Annotated in this window: 9 protein-coding genes and 1 riboswitch; of the genes, 5 read left to right on the top strand and 4 right to left on the bottom strand. The window is 66.2% G+C overall.

Going from position 1 to position 15015, the window contains the following annotated elements; translation table 11 throughout:
- Window positions 1-231: 231 nt before the first annotated feature.
- Both J7643_06130 and J7643_06125 read right to left on the bottom strand, forming a co-directional pair.
- Window positions 232-1263 carry a hypothetical protein gene (locus J7643_06130; protein MBO9540155.1) on the bottom strand — a complete coding sequence of 344 codons (1032 nt, stop codon included), beginning with the start codon at window positions 1261-1263 and terminating at the stop codon, window positions 232-234.
- A gap of 11 nt (window positions 1264-1274) precedes the next feature.
- On the bottom strand, window positions 1275-3116 hold the full coding sequence (locus tag J7643_06125; protein MBO9540154.1) for a TonB-dependent receptor: 1842 nt from the start codon (window positions 3114-3116) through the stop codon (window positions 1275-1277).
- A 112-nt stretch (window positions 3117-3228) separates the two neighbouring features.
- A riboswitch (cobalamin riboswitch) is annotated at window positions 3229-3297 on the bottom strand.
- A 203-nt stretch (window positions 3298-3500) separates the two neighbouring features.
- On the opposite strand from J7643_06125, the gene J7643_06120 reads away from it, so the two are divergent.
- The 3 genes from J7643_06120 to lpdA all read left to right on the top strand — a co-directional run bounded on the left by J7643_06120 (window position 3501) and on the right by lpdA (window position 9016).
- Window positions 3501-6329, top strand: coding sequence for a 2-oxoglutarate dehydrogenase E1 component (locus tag J7643_06120; GenBank protein MBO9540153.1), 2829 nt, complete (start codon window positions 3501-3503; stop codon window positions 6327-6329).
- 14 nt (window positions 6330-6343) lie between these two features.
- Window positions 6344-7549 carry a 2-oxoglutarate dehydrogenase complex dihydrolipoyllysine-residue succinyltransferase gene (odhB, locus tag J7643_06115; GenBank protein MBO9540152.1) on the top strand — a complete coding sequence of 402 codons (1206 nt, stop codon included), beginning with the start codon at window positions 6344-6346 and terminating at the stop codon, window positions 7547-7549.
- Between the two features lie 75 nt (window positions 7550-7624).
- Window positions 7625-9016 carry a dihydrolipoyl dehydrogenase gene (lpdA, locus tag J7643_06110; GenBank protein ID MBO9540151.1) on the top strand — a complete coding sequence of 464 codons (1392 nt, stop codon included), beginning with the start codon at window positions 7625-7627 and terminating at the stop codon, window positions 9014-9016.
- A gap of 51 nt (window positions 9017-9067) precedes the next feature.
- Here the strand turns inward: lpdA and J7643_06105 are convergent, their stop codons facing one another.
- On the bottom strand, window positions 9068-11194 hold the full coding sequence (locus tag J7643_06105) for a HAMP domain-containing protein (GenBank protein ID MBO9540150.1): 2127 nt from the start codon (window positions 11192-11194) through the stop codon (window positions 9068-9070).
- A gap of 142 nt (window positions 11195-11336) precedes the next feature.
- Window positions 11337-12053: a dienelactone hydrolase family protein gene (locus J7643_06100; GenBank protein ID MBO9540149.1), complete on the bottom strand. Its 717-nt coding sequence runs from the start codon at window positions 12051-12053 to the stop codon at window positions 11337-11339.
- Window positions 12054-12190: 137 nt separating this feature from the next.
- Here J7643_06100 and J7643_06095 point away from each other — a divergent pair, with 137 nt between their 5' ends.
- On the top strand, window positions 12191-13147 hold the full coding sequence (locus tag J7643_06095) for a LysR family transcriptional regulator (protein MBO9540148.1): 957 nt from the start codon (window positions 12191-12193) through the stop codon (window positions 13145-13147).
- Window positions 13141-15000, top strand: coding sequence for a cation:proton antiporter (locus J7643_06090; GenBank protein MBO9540147.1), 1860 nt, complete (start codon window positions 13141-13143; stop codon window positions 14998-15000). Before J7643_06095 ends, J7643_06090 begins: the two co-directional genes overlap by 7 nt.
- Window positions 15001-15015 lie beyond the last annotated feature (15 nt).

The raw sequence follows: 15015 nt of genomic DNA, 5'->3' as shown, positions 1-15015 counted from the left end.
ATAACGCGGCGGGAAGCTCTCGGGCCGGTTCGCGTGAGTCAAGGCCAGTCAACGTCGTCTGCCTCGGTCATGGGTTGGCGCAACGCTGCGCGAGCAGGGGGACTAGCAGGCTGGAATGCAAAGCATTCGCTCGATTACATCAATATAGCTTAGTAAAGCATCGTTACGAAATAAATAGAAGGGGTTCACAAAAATAGGCGCCGCAAAAGCAGCGCCTATTTTCACGAGGGCTTACTCGTCGACCGTCACGAACGCCACATCCTGAGGGCCAGAGCCTACCGGGATGTCGGAACCCGAGGCGGTTTCGGTGAGCAGGTCGATGACCTGGATCGAGTTAGAGGCCATGTTGGGGATGTAGGCCGCGTTATTGAAAATCCGGAACGAACCGAACATCGACGCGACCGACGCGATGGCATGATCCTTGTCGCGAAGGATCTCATAGGTCGTGGGATTGTAGCTCACGAGCCCCTTTTCGGTCGTGGCATACGCCTTGGTCGCGCTGGCATAGCGCATGGTGGTGACGGGGGTTTTGAAATCGAGGCGCTTCACGACGGCATCAGTAGCCGGATCGATGACGACGACTCCCGTATTGACGCCGAGCTCCACCTTCCCGTTCGGGCTCAGCGAGATCTCGGTGGGGTCATCCGTCGCTTCGAGCGAGATGGTCTTCAAGAGCGCATGCGTCGCGTAGTCGAAGACGTAGCAGCCGGATGAGGTGCTCGGCTGCCCCCATTCGGCAACCTTGGCGGGAGCGTAGACCTTTCCGTTCGCGATCACGCACCCGGTGGAGGTCCAGGCCAGCTCGGCAGCGCTGGCCGTCGCCTCGAGGGTCTTGGCGCCGAAATCCATCCAGGCCAGCTCCTTGCTCCCGAAGGCGTTATAGTGAGCGACCACGCCCTTGCCATCAGCGCCAAAGGCCAACCACTGGGGCCAACTGCCCACTCGAAGCACCATCGTGTCCTTCTTGGAGCCTCCCTTGAGGTCTAAGACATCGATGGTGGCGTCCTGGGCGTTGACGAGGTAGGTGCTCTCCCCCACGGTAAATAGCTGGTTCGGCACCTCGCCGGTCTTCAAGACGCCCAGGGTGACTTCGCGGGTCTTGAGGTTGACGCGGTCGATGGTCTTCCCAAGACCGTTCATGACGAACATGTAGAAGCCCTTCTGGGTCACAGGAGCCGTCGTGACGGGGACCTCGTTGGGCTTGGGGGCAGTGCAAGCCGCCAGCGCCAGGGAAAGCGCGGCAAACGCGACGATCTTCTTCATTGATTCCTCTCTTAGAAAGAATGCGCCCATGAAGCCATAACGCTGGCCCCGGGCATCGGGTAGTTGGGTTGCAGTTCGTAATAAGCGTTCGAAAGGTTCTCGCCCCGGACGCTCAGCGTGTCGTGCCGCGTCGCGGCGTAGCTCGCCCGGGCAGACCACAGGCCAACGGGCTCCAGGAACTCGGTGTTCGCGGCGGTGGTATAGCGCTTGCCCGTGTAATCCCAGCCGGCGCTCAGCGCGAGGGGCTCGAATGGGCGCCAGGTCGCTTCCAGGCGGCCGAAGAGGTCCGGGCGATACATCAGGAACTTGCCTGCGCCTGCCCCCGCCGTTGCGAGGTCCCGCGCTGAGAGCCAGGTCCCGCTGCCCTCGAATTTCAAGGCATCCAGGGGACTGAGCGCCGCCTTCAACTCGAGGCCCAGGGTCTCGGTCCGCCCGATGTTGCTCGGGCTCCACATCCCGTTGGCCCCCGGCAGCCACATGATCGTGTCCGTGCCCTGATTGAGAAAGGCGGTCACGGCCCCCGAGAGGGCCTTGCCGCGGGCGAGGTCCGCCCCCACCTCGAAGAGTCGGGTGATCTCGGGGCGCAGCGTTGGATTGCCGCCGGACGGCCAGTAGAGGTCGTTGAAGGTGGGCGCCCGGTAAGCCTGCCCTGCCGCGAAACGCAAACGCGCGTCACTCGAGAGTGCGAAAGTGCCTCCCACGCGAGGACTGGTGTTCAGGCCGAAGGTGGAGTTGTGATCGAGGCGCAAGTTCCCATGCAAGGTGAAGCGATCGCTGATGGACCAGGTGTCGTGCACGAAAGTGACCAGCGAGGTGCGCGCGCGAGCGCCGAGGTTGCTGCTGCCCAGCGCATCCTGGGTCACCCCGAGTCCCCAGCTTGCGACGTTGAATTCTCCCGTCCACTCAAGTTGCGTCTGCAGATCGGTCGTGTCCACGATCGTCTCTGAGTCCATGCCTCCCCCCGCGAGCGGATCGCTGTAGTCCAGGAGGTTGTGACGATGCGAGAGGGATGTGAGCTGCCGGGGGCCGTCCTGCCAGAAACGCTCCCAGCGAATGGCGGCCAGCGCGTCTTGATCGCGCTGAGCAGCCTTGGCGGAAGGCACGTTGATGGGACCCGGGACCCCCTTCTGCTGGTCCGAGAGAGACAGGTCGGCGCTCAGGACATCATCCAGCCAATTGTGCCTCGCCCCGATCGAAACACCGAGCGCATCGAGCCCGGCATTCAGGCGACTCTTCTCCTCGCGTCGGATCGCGTCATAGTACGGGTAGGCGTTGTCGGCACCCTGCCGGTTGATCGCAGCCCTGAGGGTGGTGTCGCCGACAACCCCACCGGTCTCGGCCCGCACGAAGCGCTGTCCCCAGCTGCCGGCGCCTGCCTCCAGACGGCTTGACGGGGCCTGGCCGGAGATCAAGTTGATGACCCCACCCACCGCCTCGGAGCCGAACAGGCCGGAAGCCCCGCCTGAGAGGATCTCAACCCGTTCCACTCCGATCAGGGGGATGGTCGAGAGATCCGCGCCCCCCAGGGTCGGACTGTTGAGCTTGATCCCATCTCGGAGAACCAGAACGCCCTCGCCGAGCGACCCGCGCATGGTGGCGGTCGAAAGCTGGCCAACGGGGCCGTATTCGCGAATCGAGAGGCCTCCCTCGTGGCGCAGCAGTTGGGCCAGATTACTTGCGCCAGAGGCCTCGATCTTGGCCCTGTCGATGAGCGTGACGGCCTGGGGCTGCTCGGGGAAGCGCGGACGCGCCGCGCGCACCGTCACCGGTGTCAGTTCGAGCGTTTCGGCGGCCAGGGCCGGCATGGCGACCAGCATGACGCAGGGCAAGAGCGCCCAGCGGCGAATGCGCATGAAAAAAGCCCTCATTCGAGATGAGGGCAAAAAGCAACACGAGAGAAAGGCCGAAACGCCGATCGTGCTGGCTCTTTGCCTCGAAGAGCAGGACGGACTAGACGCCGGGATCGGGTAATCGGGCTCGGGGCAGGACCCCATACCGTTGCGGGACAGCGCCGGAATCACACCGGTCTTCCCCCGATCTCGGACGGAACGAGGGGGTAGTATACGGTCGTTCGCTTTTTACCGTCAAGGATCGCGCCATGGGGATACCACGAATCGCTCGCGTGGCGTAGAATGGAAAGAGGAATGAGGAAAAGAGGCAGGACTGGGCGTTGTTCTCGCCCTTCTACCGCGGATCGCGGCAATGTCCCCACTATCAGCCTGCCTCGTGTGAGAGAGATGCAATCGAACGACACCACTCCGTCCGACCAAACCCTGATGTTCGGCGGTAACGCCGGATTCCTTGAAGGCCTCTACGAGGACTACCTTCACGACCCCGCCTCGATCGACCCCGAATGGCGCCAGTACTTCGATGCGCTGAAGACCCCTGGAAGCGGCCCTGATACCGCTCACTCGGCGATTCAGCGCTCTTTTGCTGAAATGGCCCAGCAAGGGCCCCGCCGCCAAGTCGTGGCGACCGAGTGCGAGCCGCTGCCGCACGGCGTCAGCGCCCTGATCAACGCCTACCGCAACCTGGGGCACCTGGCGGCGAACTTCAACCCGCTGCCCCTGCGCCCCAAGGCCCCCGTGCCCGAGCTGGAGCTCTCGTACTACGGCCTGAGCGAGGCCGTGCTCGATAGCCCCGTCACCAACGGCGACCTGAAGGGCACCCTGCGCGAGGTGCTCGCCATCCAGCGCGAGACCTACTGCGGCCCCATCGGCTTTGAGTACCGCTACCTGCCCCGCGTCGAGCGCGAGTGGCTCCAGCAGCGGATCGAGCAGGCCGGTGGCAAGGGCCACTACGATGCCAAGACCAAGCGCGCCATCCTGGACAAGGTCGTCGCGGCCGAAGGCCTCGAAAAGTACCTCCACATGCGCTACGTCGGCCAGAAGCGCTTCTCCCTCGAAGGGGGCGACTCGCTCATCCCGCTGCTCGATCGGGGCCTCCACCACGCCGGCAAGACCGGCACCAAGGAGGTCGTGATCGGCATGGCCCACCGCGGCCGCCTCAACGTCCTGATCAACATCTTCGGCAAGAAGGCGAGCGAGCTGTTCGCCGAGTTCGAAGGCAAGAAGGTCTACGCCCCCGCCTTCTCGGGTGACGTCAAGTACCACCTGGGTTTCTCCTCGGACATCAAGACCGAGGGCGGTGAGGTCCACCTCTCGCTGGCCTTCAACCCCTCTCACCTCGAAATCATCGGCCCGGTGGTCGAGGGTTCGGTCCGCGCTCGCGAAGACCGCCTCGGTGACACCCAGCGCACCCGCGTGCTGCCCATCCTCATCCACGGTGATGCGGCGGTGGCCGGCCAGGGCGTCGTGGCAGAGACCCTCAACCTCTCGCAGCTGCGTGGCTACGCCACCGGCGGCAGCCTCCACGTGGTGATCAATAACCAGGTGGGCTTCAGCATCAGCGATCCGCGCGATGCCCGCTCCAGCCGGTACTGCACCGATATCGCGAAGTTCATCGACGCGCCGGTCTTCCACGTCAACGGGGACGACCCCGAGGCGGCGGCCTTCGCCATGGAGCTCGCCCTCGACTACCGCAACGCCTTCCAGAAGGACGTCTTCATCGACCTGGTCTGCTGGCGGCGTTACGGCCACAACGAGTCGGACGAGCCCCGCGCCACTCAGCCGATGATGTACCAGCTCATCGACAAGCACCCCGGCGTGCTCTCGACCTACGTCAAGCGCCTCGAAGCCGAGGGCAGCCTCAAGGCCGGCGAGGCCAAGACGCTCTCCGACGCCTACCGGGATGCGCTGGATCGTGGCGAGCGCGTCGCCGAGGCGACCGAGTCGACCATCTCCTGGAAGCGCGCCGCCGACTGGAAGCCCTACGTGGGTCAGACCTGGACGGCTGCCGGTGACACGGGCACCAGCCTCGACAACCTCAAGCGCCTGGGCGATCGCCTCACGACCATCCCCGAGGGCTTCAAGCTGCACTCGCGGGTGGACCGCATCATCCAGAGCCGCCGCGACATGCTCGCAGGCAAGGTCCCGCTCGACTGGGGTATGGCCGAGAACCTCGCCTACGCGACCCTGCTCACCGCCGGGTACCCGATCCGCATCAGCGGCCAGGACAGCGGCCGCGGCACGTTCTTCCACCGCCATGCGGTGCTGCACGAGACCAGCGGTACGACCATCCCCGAGGGCGACCTCTACGTGCCCCTGCAGCACCTCAGCTCCGGTCAGGCGCGTTTCGAGGTCATCGACTCGACCCTGTCCGAGGAAGCGGTGCTCGCCTTCGAATACGGCTACACCAGCACCGAGCCCGATGCCCTGGTCATCTGGGAGGCCCAGTACGGCGACTTCGCCAACGGCGCCCAGGCGGTCATCGACCAGTTCATCAGCGCGGGCGAGACCAAGTGGCAGCGCCTCTCGGGCCTCGTCATGATGCTGCCGCACGGGTACGAGGGCCAGGGTCCCGAGCACTCGTCGGCGCGTCTCGAGCGCTACATGCAGCTCTGCGCCGAGGACAACATCCAGGTCTGCGTGCCCAGCACCCCGGCCCAGATGTACCACATGCTGCGCCGTCAGATGCTGCGCCCCTACCGCAAGCCGCTCATCATCATGTCGCCCAAGAGCATGCTCCGGCACAAGCTCTCGGTCTCGACCCTCGACGAGCTCGCCACCGGCCGCTTCCAGGAAGTGATCGGCGACGATCGCCCCTCGACCGGCATCAACCGGGTCGTGCTGTGCAGCGGCAAGCTGTACTGGGAGCTGGTCGAGGCCCGCGAGCAGCACGGCCTCAACAACGTCGCGCTGATCCGCCTCGAGCAGCTGTACCCCTTCCCCGAAGCCCAGATCAAGGCCGAGCTCGCCAAGTATCCCAACGCTCCGGTCGTCTGGGCCCAGGAAGAGCCCCTCAACCAGGGCGCTTGGTACTCGTTCCAGGACAACCTGCGTTCGTGCCTGGCCCAGGGCCAGACCCTGACCTGCGCGAGCCGGCCCTGCTCGGCCTCGCCCGCGGTCGGCTACGCTTCCAAGCACGTCGAGCAGCAACAAGCCATCATCAACCAGGCCCTCATGCCCGAGCCGGTCGCTCAGCTCGGCGCGAAGGCTTCGGTCTAGCATCAGGAGACATCATGCTTCTAGAGGTCAAAGTTCCCGTATTCTCGGAATCGGTCAGCGAAGGGACCCTGCTCGACTGGAACAAGAAGGTCGGCGATCACGTCTCGCGCGGTGACATGCTGATCGGCATCGAGACCGACAAGGTCGTGCTCGAAGTGACCGCCCAGCAGGATGGCGTGATCACCCAGATCCTCAAGAAGGAAGGCGATACCGTCGAGACCAACGACCTGCTCGCGGTCATCGACACCGAGGCGAAGGCTGCCGCTGGCGCCCCTGCCGCCGCCGAGGCTCCCGCGGCTCCTGCTGCGAGCGCTGCTCCGGCTGCTGCCGGCGCGCCGGCCGTCAGCACCGAGCTGAGCCCTGCCGTCCGCAAGATGGTCGCCGAGACGGGCGTCAACGCCCAGGCGATCGCTGGCACCGGCAAGGACGGTCGCGTGACCAAGGGCGACGTCATCGCCCACGTGGAGGCCCCCAAGGCCGCCGTGGTCCCCGCGGCTCCCGTGGCCGTGCCGGCGGGCCTGCGCCCCAGCCAGCGCGTGCCCATGACCCGCATCCGCGCCCGCATCGCCCAGCGCCTCAAGGAGGTCCAGAACACCGCCGCGCTGCTGACGACCTTCAACGAGGTCAACATGAAGCCGGTCATGGACCTTCGCAAGAAGTACCAGGACCAGTTCGTCAAGAAGTACGGCATCAAGCTGGGCTTCATGAGCTTCTTCGTGGCGGCGGTGACCGAGGCCCTCAAGCAGTTCCCGGTCATCAACGCCTCGATCGAAGGCAACGACATCGTCTACCACGGCTTCTTCGACATCGGCATCGCGGTGGCCTCCGAGCGCGGCCTGGTCGTGCCCATCCTGCGCGACACCGACGGCATGAGCCTCGCCGACATCGAGAAGGCGATCGGCGCCTTCGCCGACAAGGCCCGCGCCGGTAAGCTGACCCTCGACGACATGACGGGCGGCACCTTCTCGATCACCAACGGCGGCACCTTCGGCTCGATGCTCTCGACGCCGATCGTCAACCAGCCCCAGAGCGCGATTCTCGGGATGCACAACATCATCGAGCGCCCCGTGGCCGAGAACGGCCAGGTGGTGATCCGCCCGATGATGTACCTGGCGCTGTCGTACGATCACCGCATCATCGACGGCAAGGAGGCGGTCCAGTTCCTCGTCACGATCAAGAATCTGCTCGAGGATCCTGCCCGTCTGCTGCTCAAGATCTAACCTCAATTCCCCCCTCACCCTTCGGGGCGAGGGGGGAACGCCCTTTTCAACCCCATCGACAAGAGGAATTTCATCGTGGACATTTTCGACGTAGTGGTCATTGGCGGCGGCCCCGGCGGGTACGTGGCGGCCATTCGCGCGGGCGAGCTCGGCTTCAAGACCGCCTGCATCGACGACGGCTCGAACAAGGAAGGCAAGCCCAGCCTCGGCGGCACCTGCCTCAACGTGGGCTGCATCCCCTCCAAGGCCCTCCTCGATACCTCCGAGCGCTACGAGCAGATCCAACACGACCTGGGCGACCACGGCATCTCCGTCACCGGCGCCTCGATCGACGTCACCAAGATGCTCGCGCGCAAGGAATCGGTCGTCGCCAAGCTCTCGGGCGGTATCGCCGGCATGTTCCGCAAGGCCAAGGTCACCTCGTTCCATAGCCTCGGCCGCCTGGTCCGCAAGGACGGCGACCATTGGGTGATCGCGGTGGGCGATCAGGAGATCGGCGCCAAGAACGTAATCGTTGCGACCGGCTCCTCGCCCCGCGCCCTGCCCATCGCCCCCTTCGACGGCGACAAGATCGTCGAGAACGCGGGTGCGCTCTCCTTCAGCGAAGTGCCCAAGAAGCTCGGCGTCATCGGCGCGGGCGTCATCGGCCTCGAGCTGGGCAGCGTCTGGCGTCGCCTCGGCGCTCAGGTGACCATCCTGGAAGCCGCCCCCGCCTTCCTCGCCGCCGCCGATGCTCAGGTGGCCAAGGAAGCCCTCAAGCAGTTCACCAGCCAGGGTCTCGACATGCATCTGGGCGTCTCCATCGACAAGGTGGACGCCTCGGGCAACGGCGTGAAGGTGAGCTACACCGAGAACGGCGAGCAGAAGACCCTCGAGTGCGACAAGCTGATCGTCTCGATCGGCCGCGTGCCCAACACCAAGGGCCTCGGCGCCGAGGCCGTCGGCCTCAAGCTCGACGAGCGCGGCTTCGTGGCGACCCAGGAGTACCGCACCAACCTGGACGGCATCTACGCCATCGGCGACGTGATCGGTGGGGCCATGCTCGCCCACAAGGCCGAGTCCGAGGCGGTGGCGCTGGTCGAGCGCCTGGCGGGCCAGGCTGGCAGCGTCAACTACGACGCGATCCCCTGGGTGATCTACACCTCGCCCGAGATCGCGTGGGTCGGTAAGACCGAAGAGCAGCTCAAGGCCGAAGGGGCTGCCTACAAGAAGGGCAGCTACCAGTTCGCCTTCAACGGCCGCGCCCTGGGTCACAACGACACCCGCGGGTTCATCAAGGTGATCGCCGACGCCAAGACCGACAAGGTCCTCGGCGTCCACATGATCGGCCCCAACGTCTCGGAACTGCTTGCCGAGGCGGTCTCGGTGATGGAGTTCGGCGGCAGCGCCGAGGATATCGCCCGCACCATGCACGCGCACCCCACCCTCTCCGAGGTGCTCAAGGAAGCCGCGCACGCCGTGCGCTAGCGCATCCATTCAAGAAAGGGGGCCGGGCGAGATTCGCCCGGCCCCCTTTTGCTACGCCTTGGCCACCAGTTGCCTGATCTCCGGCTCGCCCTCTTGGAAGAAGGCCACCGCTTCGATCAAGGCTTGCGCCTCCCCGTGCAGACCGGTCGAGAGCTGGTGGATGTGCTCGACCGAGCGCAAGACCTGGTCGCCGGCCTTCATCTGCTCGGCGGTCGCCTGGGAGACCTCCTGGGTCTGGCGGTGCATGCCGTCCACCACCTTGACGATCTGCTCGGAGCCGATCGCCTGCTCGCGAGTAGCGGCCGTGACCTCGGCGGTCAGGGCGTTCATGCTGGAGACGGCCACGGTGATCTGCTCGGCTGCATGGTTCTGCTCGTCGGTCGCCTGGGCGATCTGGGCCATGAGCTCGGACACCTCCCGGACCGAGGCGACCATCCCCTCCAGGGTCTCGCCCGCCACCTGCGCAAGCCGGGTCCCCTCCTGCAAGGCCTCGTCGCCGTGCTGAGCCGAACGGACGGCATCGTCGGTCTCGCGCTGGATGCCCTTGATGAGGCCTGCGATCTCGCCGGTGGCCTTGGCCGAGCGCTCGGCAAGTTTGCGGACCTCGTCGGCGACCACCGCGAAGCCGCGGCCGTGCTCGCCTGCGCGGGCTGCCTCGATGGCGGCGTTGAGCGCCAGTAGATTCGTCTGCTCGGCGATGTCATCGATCACCGCGATGATGGCCCCGATCTCGGTCGAGCTCTTGCCGAGCTTCTCGATCGAGACGATCACCTCGTGCATGACCTGGTTGACGCGGCTCATGCCGTCGATGGTGCGCCCCACCGCCCGGCGGCCACCCTCGGCGGCCTCGGCGGATTGCTCGGCGACCTGATTGGCCTGCTTGACGTTGAGGGCGACCTGCTGGATCGAGGAGGCCATCTGCTCGATGCTCGCCGAGGTCTGGTTGACGGCGGCCTCCAGGTTGTCGGTATTACCTGCGACCGTGCGGATCGAGGCCATCATCTCCTCGATGGAGGACGACGCCTCGCCCACGAAGGCCACGAGCTCGTGCGCGTTGCCCGAGACGTGGCGGATGCTGCCCGACATCTCGCCCATGGCACCAGAAGCCTCGGAGAGCGCTCCCTTGGCCACGTCGGCCCCCTGAGCCACGGTGTGAGCGGCGTGGCGCACCTGAAAGATGATGGTTCGCAGCTCGGAGACCATCGCGGAGATGGCCATGCCGAACTGGTCGCGCTCGCTCTTGGGCACGACGCTACGGCTCAGGTCGCCCCGGCTCAGCGCCTGAGCGACGCCCGCGACCTCGTTGAGGTAGGCGACCATCCGGGTGAAATCCTGGGCCATGCGGCCGATCTCGTCCTGCCGCGCGACCACGACGCGCTGATCCAGCTCGCCGACGGCGATGCCTTCGAGGGCCCGGGCCATGTCGCCGAGGGGCGCGAGCGATCGCCTCAGCAGGAAGTAGACCAAGAGGCTCAGCACCACCAGGATGACGCCCGAAGCGAGCACCATCTGCCAGATGAAGGCGTTGATGAGGGCATCGACCCGCGCCTTGGAGAAGCCCACCCGGAAGGCGCCCCAGTGGCGGCCTTGCACCGTGATGGGCGAGGAGACGTCCCACATGAGTTCGCCGGTGTCGCGCCGGTAGAGCTGGACGAGGACCTCCTCGCGGGTATTTTGGGCCGCCTTGAGGCCCACCGGATCGTTGAAGAGGCGCTTGGTGCGGTTGCCCACTTTGTCCTGCTCGGGATCTCCGGTCAGGGGCTTGGCGAACTTGGAGTTGTGGGTGGGGATGTAGCCGTTGCGGTCGGCTGCGGCAGCAAAGAGGATGTCCTCGTCCTTGACGAAGGTGTCCTCGAAGGCCAGGAAGGCCTTGTCGGTGAACGCGTCGAAGCGCGTGCGGTACTTCTTGGGCTCGACGCCCGGGATCGCGACGTAGTGCTCGTCGAAGGCGTCGTCCATGGTCAGGGCCTTGGCGCGGATTCCGTCGTCGAGGAGCTGGGCGGTGACGGTGGCGCCCTCGCGCGCGAGGCCCCGGCCCTTGTTGATGAGGTTGGCCTGGATGGTGCTCGCCGTGTGGTGGATGATCACGGCGGCGAAGCCACCCAGCAGAACGACGAGGGCCGAGATCAGCGCGAAGGTGACCTTCAGCGCGAGGCTCGACTGGATCTTTCGGAGCATGCAGGGTCCTTTCGAAGCGGCGGGACACCTCCTCGAAGGGCTGCGTTGATGGCTACGTCGTCCAAATTATCCCGCTAGCCTGCTTCTACCCTCAAACGCCCGCCTCGAAAATGAAGCGGGCGAGGGTAAATGGCGAGCAACGCTAGGCGCGCAGGTAGTGACCAAACCAGGCGAGGAGCTCCTTCCAGGCCTCGTCGGCGGCTTGCTTGCGGTAGCGGGGCCGCGTGTCGTTCATGAAGGCGTGCGGCGCATCGAGCACCAAGGCCTTGAAGGTCTTGCCCTCTTGCTCGAGCAGGTTCACGATGTGGTCCCGCGCCTCGGCGGGGATCGAGGCGTCCTCGGAGCCCCAGACTGCGAGCACCGGCGCCGAGACCCGCCGGATGTCCTCGACGGTCGGCTCGTAGAAGCCCGCGTAGAAGGGCGCGATCGCCGCCAGCTGACCGTTGGTCGCCTCGGCCGTGAGCCAGGTGAGGAAGCCCCCCATGCAGAAGCCGGTCATGCCGAGCTTCTTGGGACTCACGTCGTCGCGCCCCTGGAGATAGGCGATCGCGCGGGTGATCTCCTGGACGGCCGCCTGCTTGTTGAGCGCCATCATTTCCTTCTCGGCATCGCTCGGCTCCTTAGCCACCCGGCCGTGATACAGGTCCGGCGCGAGCACCACGAAGCCCTCGCGGGCGAGGCGCTCGGTCAATTGCTTAATGTGGGGCTCGATCCCCCACCACTCCTGCACCAAAATCACGCCGGGATAAGACTTGCTGCCGCTCGGGCGCGCCAGATAGCCCTGGAGCTGGCCCTTGGTACCGGGATAGGTCACGAACCCGGCTTCGACCCCTTGCTTGGTTTCCAACTGCGACGACATGGCGACTCCTTCTTTCAAACGAATATTACGAAATTTTACGAATCACTCACCCCATCGTCAATCGGTTGCCTGAGGCCCTGGCTAGCTGGCGAGCTGCCTGGGATTTGGGTATAAATAAGAAAAAGTGATGGTATCTCATGAATTCAATAAGCAATTACAATGACCCACTCGCCACCCCGCTGGATCTGGAGCGGCTTCGCACCTTCGTCGTCGCCGCCGAAACCCTCAACTACACCCAGGCCGCGCGGCGCCTGCGCCTCTCCCAACCGGCGATCAGCCAGCAGATCCACGAGCTGGAAGAGGACCTGGGGCTTGCGCTCTTCGCACGGCGCGGGCGCGGGCTCGCGCTCACTCCAGCAGGCGAGGCCCTCGTGCCCCACGCCCAGCACCTGCTCGGCGAGGCGCGCCGGGTCAGCGATGCCCTCGACGCCTTTCGTGGCGTCCCCCAGGGCTCGATGTTGCTCGGCGCCGAGCCCACTCCCGGGGTTTACCTCCTGCCGCGCATCCTGGGCGAACTCACCCAGCGCCACCCGGCCCTCAAGAGCAGCCTTCACGTCATGGAAGGGGAGAGCCTCTGGCCCCGGCTGCGCACGGGCGCGCTGGATCTGGCCGTGGTCGAGACGCCGCCCGCACCTGGGCAGCTAAGCGGCTGGCACGCCGAGCGCTGCTTCGAGGACGAGCTGGTGGTGATCGCTCCGCCCTCTCACCCGTGGGCCGAGCGCGGCACCATCCACCCGGACGAGCTCGCCGGCGAGGCGCTCATCTTGCGGCAACCCGACGCCGCCCTGCGCCGGGGCTACGCTCAGCAACTCGCCGCAGCCGGCTTCGCACCCGATCGCCTTTCCGCACGCTTCGAGCTGAGCAGCAGCGAAGGGATCAAGCACGCGGTCATGGCGGGGCTCGGGGCGGGGATCGTGCCCTTGCTCAGCCTCGAAGTGGAGCTCGAAGCCGGGCGCCTCAAGGTCGTGCGGCTCGATGGGCTCAAGCTGAGCCTCCCCTACTACCTGTTGCGGCCAGAGAAGCGCCCCCTCAACGTCTTCCAGCAGATGCTGGTCGATCGGCTGCTCTCTTCGCCGGAGGGGCCCGCATGCTGACGCCATGGCTTTCCCACTTCCCCGCGCTGGTCCCCCTCTTGAGCGTCGCCATCGTGCTAACGACCGGGGCCGTGGCCCAGATCGTCGCCCAGCGGCTGCGAATCCCCGCCCTCATCTTGCTCTTGGCCGCAGGCATGGGGCTCGGGACCTCGGGGCTGGGGCTCGTGGACCCTACGGTCTACGGCAAGGGGTTGCGTCTCTTGGTCTCCTGCGCGGTCGCCATCATCGTCTTCGAAGGGGCCCTGCACATCGACCTGCGCCAGCTACGGCACAGCTCGCGGGCCGTGCTCGGCCTCATCACCATCGGACCGGTCGTGACCATGGGGCTTGCGGCGACGGCTGCGCACTTCCTGGCGGGCCTGCCCTGGAAGATCGCCTTCCTGTTCGGGGCGATCGTGAGCGTGACCGGCCCGACGGTCATCTCGCCGATCATCAAGCGGCTTGCGATCCTGCCGCGCCTCAAGACCATCCTCGAGGCCGAGAGCGTGCTGGTGGACGCAGTCGGGGTCCTGCTGACGGCATCGGTCTTCAGCTTTCTGACGGGCTCTGCCGGCGGGGTGGCCGAGGGGCTCATGCAGCTCGGTCTCAACCTGGCCTGCGGCGGCACGGTCGGCGCTCTCACGGCCTGGCTCCTCAAGCGTGGGCTCGGTCGCGGCGACCTCTCGGCGGAGCTCGTCCGGCTCAGCGTGCTCGCGGCGGTGCTGCTCGCCTTCTCGGTGGCCGAGGCCCTCGCTCACGAGTCGGGGATCGCAGCCGTGGCCGTCGCGGGGCTGATGGTGGGCAGCATGGGCCTGCCCAGCGAAGAGAGCGTCCGGCGCTTCAAGGGGGACCTGACGCTGGTCGCGCTCAACCTCGTCTTCATCCTGCTGGCCGCGGGGATGCCCATCTCCAACCTGGTCGCCCTCGGCTGGGGCGGACTGGCCACCGTCTTCGCCCTCATGTTCGTGGTCCGGCCCGTGGCGGTGATGCTCGCGACCTGGCCCAGCGCCCTGAGCTGGCGCGAGCGGGCCTTCATCGCATGGCTGGGGCCGCGCGGAATCGTCGCCGCATCGATGGCCTCACTGATGGCCCTCGAGCTGAAGGCGTGGGGCATGGCCGGTGCCGAGCCCCTGGGGGCCCTGGTCTTCTTGACCGTCTTGTTGACCGTGCTGATCGAAGGAGGATGCGCGGGCTGGATCGCCGCCCGCCTGAACGTCATGCCCAAGAAGCTCCTCATCGTGGGCGGCAGCTCCGTCGCCCGAAAGCTCGCCCTCAGGCTCCAGAAGGAGGGCGAGGCCGTCCACCTGATCGCATCCGAGCGCCAGGAGGCGCAGGACGCCCGCGAGGCGGGCCTGAGCGCAAGCCATGGCGATCCTGAAAAGCACGAGGCCCTCGCCACCGAGCTTGCCAACTGCAAGGCCGTCGTGGTGGCGACTGAGAGCGACGCGCGGAACCTGCTCGTCGCTCAGGGCCTCAAGGCCCGGGCCCCTGCCGTCTCCCTGCTCGCCCTGGTCAACGAGGCCCGGCACCTGCCTGCGTTCCAGGAGAGCGGCATCAGCCCCCTCTCGATCGAGGAGGCCACGGTGGATGCCATGACCGGCCTGCTGCTGCGCCCGAGCCTGCTGCCCTTGCTGCGCGGCTCGGACCAGGCGGATCGCGTCGTCGAAATCGCCGTGGGCAATCCCCGGATCGCGGGCCTCTCGCTGCGCGAGCTGGAGCTGCCCAAGGATTGCCTGGTGGCGCTGGTCCGTCGGGCGGGGGCCGTCAGCGTGCCGCGCGGCAAGACCGTGCTCGAATGCGGGGACGTGGTGACGCTCATCGGCCTGCGCGAGGCGGTCGATCGCACGCGCACCTTGCTCGAAAGCGATGTGTAAGGGGGATACCCGCTC

Source organism: bacterium, from assembly GCA_017744355.1.
GTDB lineage: Bacteria > Cyanobacteriota > Sericytochromatia > S15B-MN24 > UBA4093 > JAGIBK01.
Note: the sequence above shows the minus strand (reverse complement) of the source record. Positions and strands in the feature narration are given on the sequence as shown.

Coding starts and splice junctions, on each gene's coding strand:
- odhB (MBO9540152.1), top strand. CDS start 6,344: ATGCTTCTAGAGGTCAAAGTTCCCGTATTCTCGGAATCGGTCAGCGAA.
- J7643_06105 (MBO9540150.1), bottom strand. CDS start 11,194: ATGCTCCGAAAGATCCAGTCGAGCCTCGCGCTGAAGGTCACCTTCGCG.
- J7643_06120 (MBO9540153.1), top strand. CDS start 3,501: ATGCAATCGAACGACACCACTCCGTCCGACCAAACCCTGATGTTCGGC.
- J7643_06090 (MBO9540147.1), top strand. CDS start 13,141: ATGCTGACGCCATGGCTTTCCCACTTCCCCGCGCTGGTCCCCCTCTTG.
- J7643_06130 (MBO9540155.1), bottom strand. CDS start 1,263: ATGAAGAAGATCGTCGCGTTTGCCGCGCTTTCCCTGGCGCTGGCGGCT.
- J7643_06100 (MBO9540149.1), bottom strand. CDS start 12,053: ATGTCGTCGCAGTTGGAAACCAAGCAAGGGGTCGAAGCCGGGTTCGTG.
- J7643_06095 (MBO9540148.1), top strand. CDS start 12,191: ATGAATTCAATAAGCAATTACAATGACCCACTCGCCACCCCGCTGGAT.
- J7643_06125 (MBO9540154.1), bottom strand. CDS start 3,116: ATGCGCATTCGCCGCTGGGCGCTCTTGCCCTGCGTCATGCTGGTCGCC.